The following is a 6,000-nucleotide window of genomic DNA, read 5'->3' as shown; positions in this document are numbered from 1 at the left end:
CCTGCGTTATACTCTGACCAGTTGCGGATCTGATATTGCTCTTTCATTGGCTGTTTTGCCATCCTTATTTATATTTAATCTACCCTTCCATCCCTCTTTTATGCAACAACGCCAAACCCATCTAAAATAAAAGCCTATATTGCTAAAGAAGACTTAATTAAATTAAATCAAAAATCTAGACACACGCGCTGCCGAACATTAGTAACAGCTAACATTGACCGAGAGTTAGGAATCAAAATTTCGAGTTTTGATACTGAAATCGATAAAATGAACCGCATTCAAGAAGCGATCGTCTACAGAGAAGAATTCTGATGTGGGAAAAGGATCATAAAATATTATCTGAATTAATTTCAAACAATGTAGAAATCCCTCTAATACCCTTACCAAACTCTAGCAATGAAGTAACGCTTACTGAAAATATTGATAACACCTCGTATTCCATTAAAATCAAAGGATTACCAAAAGAGACATTTATTCTTAAAGCTGATGAATTCCCAGCACTCCTCAATTTTTTTAAAGGCTTGCAAGGCGAATGCAAACGAGCAGATTATGTTATTTTTACCAATATTAAAAATAAAAAGATTGCAATTTTCCTAGAATTAAAATCAGGAAATCCCGATAATAAAGACAGCATCAATCAGCTTAAAGGAGCTTTTTGTTTGTACAAGTATTTACAAAAAGTTGGTCAAATTTTTTGGGGCTACACAAATTTTTTGATGGACTATGAAATAGAATTTGCCGTAATTAAAGAAATTCCTCAAAAAATTAAATTAAAAAAGCAATCGCCAAACTTTAGAAGAGAAAATCTGGTTAGCCAGATACCATTAGATAACTCGAATTCACTTGAGATTCCTAAATATTTTTTGTCATTAAAATATCAACAAGAAATATATTTCAGAACCTTATTATGAATATATCGTCAACGGCAAACCCGTCCTAGAATGGATCATGGAACGCTATCAACTCACCCGCGACAAAGATAGCGGAATTACCAACAATCCTAACCACTGGTCAGACGACCCGCCCTACATCCTCGACCTCATTAAGTGCGATCGTGCGCGTCAGTGTCGAATCAGTTGCGATCGTCAATAGCTTGCCACCATTGAATGAGCGCACCTAAACCAAAAATGCTAAAATATGCTTCACTTGCTTTGTAAGGAGGTTTCTGTATGACTAACGCAACCTATGATGAAATTTTTGGAGCAGTCTTAACCCTGCCACCACTTTACCGCGCCATGCTTGCAGAACATCTCCTTAACAGCCTTGATGAAATTAATCCCGAAATCGAAACAGCTTGGAATAGAGAAATATCTAATCGCATAGAAGCGATCGATCAAGGTAAAGTCACTTTAATTCCAGCCGATGAAGTATTGCAAAAACTAAGGAATCGATAATGTTTCTTGAGTTTGATCCTAATGCACAACTAGAACTTGAAGCAGCAGCTTCATACTATGACAGCATCAATCGTAAACTTAACCAAGCCTTTATTGATGCCGTTGAAAGAACCCTCAATCGCATTGCTCAGTTCCCGAATGCTTGGACACCAATGATCGCAGATGCTAGACGAAGCCATGTTGATGGATTCCCCTATGGCATTGTGTACCGAGTTTGGGGCGATCGCATCCAGATCCTAGCCGTTATGCATTTACAACGCAAACCAAATTATTGGATAGATAGAAACCAGACATAATTCTTTAAAGACATTGTTTCACTATGAAAGATCCTTCAATTAAAATTGAAAAACCATCCAAGGAAGCCCTCATTGCCTTACGCCGTTCTTCTAAAAAAATGGCTGAATTATTAAAAGCTCACGGCATTAGCGAAAACGAAATCATTGCCGAATTTGACGCTATGCGTAGCAAGGAAAGATGAAACCAAATAATGGAACAGCCAGAACGTAGAAATTTATCTTGGTAGTTAAATTATGCCTGAAACAGTACAGTACATAACCAACGAACAAGGCGATCGCATTGGCGTTGAATTAGATTTAGAAATACCAAAAGTTTACTTTCTGATGATGAACTCGATGAATTAGCTTCGTAGTAAGATAAGAACCCAGTTTTTTGATGGTGGGGCGAAGCCCCACCATCAAAAAACTGGGTTCTTTATTAAGTTGCAAAGCCCTTATCTCCTAAAGTGAATTGTAAATCGCCTCATTAGCCTTCGCGGAAGCAAATAGATCGACGACAGGGTGTGGATAGTCCACGCCTAGACGCACTTGAAAACGCTTCTGCTCAATGGGCAAGAGCTTCCACGGTTGATGGACTTTACCCGCAGGTAATTCTTGCAATTCTGGTAACCAATGTTTGACATACTCACCCTGCGGATCGTAGTCCTGAGCTTGTTTATTAATATTAAAAAAGCGGAAACCTCGCGCATCGTTGCCAACACCTGCGGTATAGTTCCAGTTCCCCCAATTACTACAGGGATCATAGTCAATTAATAGCGACTCAAACCATTCCGCCCCCATCCGCCAATCAATTCCCAGATTTTTGGTGAGGAAACTGGCGACATTTTGACGACCACGATTAGACATAAAGCCTGTGGCGGCGAGTTCGCGCATATTCGCATCGACGAGAGGAAAGCCCGTTCTACCCTCTTGCCATAGCTCAAAACGTTTCCAATCCTCTTTCCAAGGAATATCCATGTCTCTTAAGCCTGTGCGCTCAAAAATTCTATTGCCATGTTTTGCCGCCACAAATCGAAAATAGTCCCGCCAAAGCAGTTCAAATATAAGCCAGTAGGTAGAATCATTTGCCATGCGATCGCTTTCATATTGTTTGACTTGAGCGTAGATATAGCGAGGACTGAGACAGCCAAGGGCTAACCAAGGCGAGAATTTAGAGGAATCATCCGCATAAAGCATTCCATTGCGAGTTTGTTTATATACTTGCAGGCGATCGCTTTGCCAGAAATAATGCTCTAGGCGTTGCAATCCCTGACTTTCACCACCGTGAAATTGCAGAACTGCGCGATCGCAAGCTTCAGGTTCGGCAAGTCCTAAAATCGCAAGGCTAGGAATTTCACCCCAATCCAGATCCGTGGATAAGGTTGGTAATTTGGGAATGGGAAAGGGGGGGCGTACCAGCAAATCTGCTTCTACTTGCTTACGAAAGTGGGTAAAGAGTTCGGGTAATTTAGCGATCGCAAAGGGTAAGTCATCGGGATGTAAGAGAGTGCTACCCCAAAACTGTTTAAGATTAGTGGTTGCAGCATTTCTCGATTTAAGATTTTTATTCAGACTCTTTTCTACTCCCTTTTCTTCAGAAGTTACTTCCGTATGATAGTAAATAGAATTAATCTCTAATTGAGGAATTAAATCAGGAATAACCTCTTCAGGTTTGCCAATCCGAACAATTAAATTAGAGCCTAGCGATCGCAAGTTTTCTCGTAAATTTGCGACGCTCTCAATTAAAAATTTGGCGCGAAAGGCTCCTGTCTTGGGAAAGCCAAACTGGGTGTGGCGAAAGTGACGCGGATCGAAGCAATAAACAGGAAATATCTGTCCACCCGTTTTTTGAATAGCTAGTGATGCTTGGTAGAGAGTTTCGCAGTCATGCGATCGCAGGTCATTACGAAACCAAACTAAAATATTTTGATGGGACATACTAGCGTTCCACTATTTGGAATTGGCGATTTAAGAGATTCATGCTAGCCGAAATGGTGAGGCTGATCAGGAGATAGGTTGCCATGATAATCAGGATCACGTTTACAGGTCTACCAGTCTGATTAATTGTTGTGGAAGCAATGCGATAGATGTCGGTATAGCCGATCGCGATCGCCAGACTAGAGTTTTTGGCAATATTTACATATTGGCTAGTTAGGGAGGGAATAATGACGCGCAAGGCTTGCGGTAAAACAATTTTTCGCATTGTTTGGAAATCATTTAAACCTAAAGCCTTTGCTGCTTCCGTTTGCCCTTTAGGCACAGATAGAATGCCGCCGCGCACAATTTCGGCAATGAAGGCACTGGAAAACATAGTCAGTCCCAAAACTAAGGCGCAGAATTCGGAACTGAGGGTCATTTTTAAGCCAGTGATGGTAATCCCATCCTTAGCAATCGTGGCAAATCCGAGGGCAATGGGAGCGTTAACGGTCAAAAAGATTGCGGAATACCAGAAAAACATCTGGAGCAGTAACGGTGTATTGCGAAGTACTTCCACATAAATTCGAGAAATCTGTTTGAGTAACCAGTTACTAGATAAACGGGATACGCCTACAGTTACGCCCAATACTGTCGCAGCAATAATACTGGCGGCGATCGCTTTGAGGGAATTAACTAAGCCTACCTGTAGGGCTTTGGTATAACTATCGGAAGCTTTGTAGGGGAAGGGTGTATCAGCAATATCAAAGGAGGCAGGGTCGCCTAGAAAGTCAAAGCTAATTGCTAAGCCTGAGCTTCGCATATTACGAGCAAGGGTATTCCAAGCCAAGATGCTGCAAGTGATAACGATCGCTAAAAAAATCAACTGGGCGATCGTGCGCCAATTCCAGAAATTAATCCAGAATTTATGCCGCCAATCTGTTGCCATCTTCCCATTACCAGCAGCCATGACCCGTTTTACTCCCAAAATGGTTTAAATCTGCGATGAAGTGTAATTACACTTCATCGAATTATACTCCCTGCCCACCAAGGATTAAAATTGCGGCGCTTTGCGCCACAATTTTAAATTACTCTTGAAAATTGCGGGGATCTTGATCGCGGCGATGCCGAAAGGGAATCGCTTCGGGTTGGCGATCGCCCGCTAGCGCCGCCGTTTTTTCTAACGCCTCCCGTAAACGCTTAGCCGCATAAATTGACATATCACGAGGCACACTAATGCGATCGCGCAGATATCTCAAAGCAATATCGGCATCCGTGGGCGGCACACACACTTGATCAGGATTCAGCCCTGACATCATATTCGTTAAAGCACAACGCAACGCTTCATCAAACATCTGGTCATCGGCAGGATTAACGCGAATAATATTGCCCCGATGTTTTAGCACTCTTTGTAAAGCTTCCGCACGGGAGGTTTCTGGCTCTGGATAGGTGACATCTGGCAACTCAAACCAAGAGCCATGATCTACCTTTTGCTTATTAATCAGCATTTGTGGTTCTCCATTTTCCCAGCAACCTCCCATTTGTGGTGGCAAATCATGGGCATGGGTATGGAAATCACTCTGAGTACCGCGATAGGTAGGACGGCTTTCCATCGCATCAAACCAAGCGGACATACGCGGATTCTCTTCGCGCAGAGAATAGCCCTTGTAATAATAGAGACTCGCATTCATACGCTCAACATAGGGCGTAAAGATGACATCGGCAGTGCCGAACTCATCCAGAAAATAAGGACTAGAAGTACTTCCTAAAACTTCTTCCACCTTTTGCATTACTTCGATAAATTGTTTGCGATGGCGCTGCTCTTGTTGAGGAGAGGTCATCGGACGACATAACCATTCACACCATGCTCTAAATAGAAGACGCTCTAATTTTCTAATGGGCATAACTTGACTATCGAGCATTCCACGGTTGAGAACGCCAAAAGCCTTTTCTAGCGCTATTAGGATATCATCGCTTTCCGTGATTAACTTTCCATCTAACTCGATCGCTGGCAACATTCCCGAAGGAACTTTGCGCTTGTACCAGCTTTCCTTTTCGCCATAGCAAAACATGGTGATTTTTTCAATGCGATAGGGAATTTGCTTTTCCTCTAACCACAGCCAAATTTTTTGACAGTAAGGACACCATGCGTGATTATCGCGATATAGGGTCACTCGCACATCTGTTTCCGCATGTCCAAATAGTCGCAATCGAGATTGGGCATTAGTTAGCCCATTAACTAAATCGATTTGATAATCAGTGAGGGATTCGAGGGCTGTCCAACTTAAAGGAGCAATATTCATAATGCTTGTCATAGTCATAGCGTCAGATTTTATACCAAAAACGAAAATGGCGTAGCTATTTTCGTTTTTAGAACCCTTAAATAAAGGTTCAGCAATAACCAAACCCAGCAAGAA

At 42.0% G+C, this 6,000-nt stretch carries 8 protein-coding genes; 5 read left to right on the top strand and 3 right to left on the bottom strand.

Annotated features, from left to right (window positions below):
• The first annotated feature begins 311 nt into the window (after window positions 1-311).
• The 5 genes from H6F42_RS02480 to H6F42_RS02460 all read left to right on the top strand — a co-directional run bounded on the left by H6F42_RS02480 (window position 312) and on the right by H6F42_RS02460 (window position 1,872).
• Entirely contained in the window at window positions 312-911 is a 600-nt protein-coding gene (locus tag H6F42_RS02480; RefSeq protein WP_190397776.1) for a hypothetical protein, read from the top strand.
• A gap of 37 nt (window positions 912-948) precedes the next feature.
• Complete coding sequence (locus tag H6F42_RS02475) at window positions 949-1,092, top strand: hypothetical protein (RefSeq protein WP_242018301.1); 144 nt, start codon at window positions 949-951, stop codon at window positions 1,090-1,092.
• Window positions 1,093-1,169: 77 nt separating this feature from the next.
• Window positions 1,170-1,394 carry an addiction module protein gene (locus H6F42_RS02470; protein ID WP_103669360.1) on the top strand — a complete coding sequence of 75 codons (225 nt, stop codon included), beginning with the start codon at window positions 1,170-1,172 and terminating at the stop codon, window positions 1,392-1,394.
• Window positions 1,394-1,690 carry a type II toxin-antitoxin system RelE/ParE family toxin gene (locus H6F42_RS02465; RefSeq protein WP_190397775.1) on the top strand — a complete coding sequence of 99 codons (297 nt, stop codon included), beginning with the start codon at window positions 1,394-1,396 and terminating at the stop codon, window positions 1,688-1,690. The genes H6F42_RS02470 and H6F42_RS02465 overlap by 1 nt, the downstream gene beginning before the upstream one ends.
• 23 nt (window positions 1,691-1,713) lie before the next feature.
• Window positions 1,714-1,872, top strand: a complete 159-nt coding sequence (locus H6F42_RS02460; RefSeq protein ID WP_190397774.1) for a hypothetical protein — start codon at window positions 1,714-1,716, stop codon at window positions 1,870-1,872.
• Window positions 1,873-2,131: 259 nt separating this feature from the next.
• Here H6F42_RS02460 and H6F42_RS02455 read toward each other — a convergent pair whose 3' ends face one another.
• From H6F42_RS02455 to H6F42_RS02445, 3 genes are all read right to left on the bottom strand, one after another.
• On the bottom strand, window positions 2,132-3,607 hold the full coding sequence (locus H6F42_RS02455; protein ID WP_190397773.1) for a DASH family cryptochrome: 1,476 nt from the start codon (window positions 3,605-3,607) through the stop codon (window positions 2,132-2,134).
• 1 nt (window position 3,608) lies between these two features.
• Window positions 3,609-4,553: an ABC transporter permease subunit gene (locus H6F42_RS02450; protein ID WP_242018300.1), complete on the bottom strand. Its 945-nt coding sequence runs from the start codon at window positions 4,551-4,553 to the stop codon at window positions 3,609-3,611.
• Window positions 4,554-4,671: 118 nt separating this feature from the next.
• Window positions 4,672-5,886: a glutathione S-transferase N-terminal domain-containing protein gene (locus H6F42_RS02445; RefSeq protein WP_190397772.1), complete on the bottom strand. Its 1,215-nt coding sequence runs from the start codon at window positions 5,884-5,886 to the stop codon at window positions 4,672-4,674.
• Between the last annotated feature and the right edge of the window lie 114 nt (window positions 5,887-6,000).

It is taken from the genome of Pseudanabaena sp. FACHB-1998, assembly GCF_014696355.1.
GTDB lineage: Bacteria > Cyanobacteriota > Cyanobacteriia > Pseudanabaenales > Pseudanabaenaceae > Pseudanabaena.
Note: the sequence above shows the minus strand (reverse complement) of the source record. Positions and strands in the feature narration are given on the sequence as shown.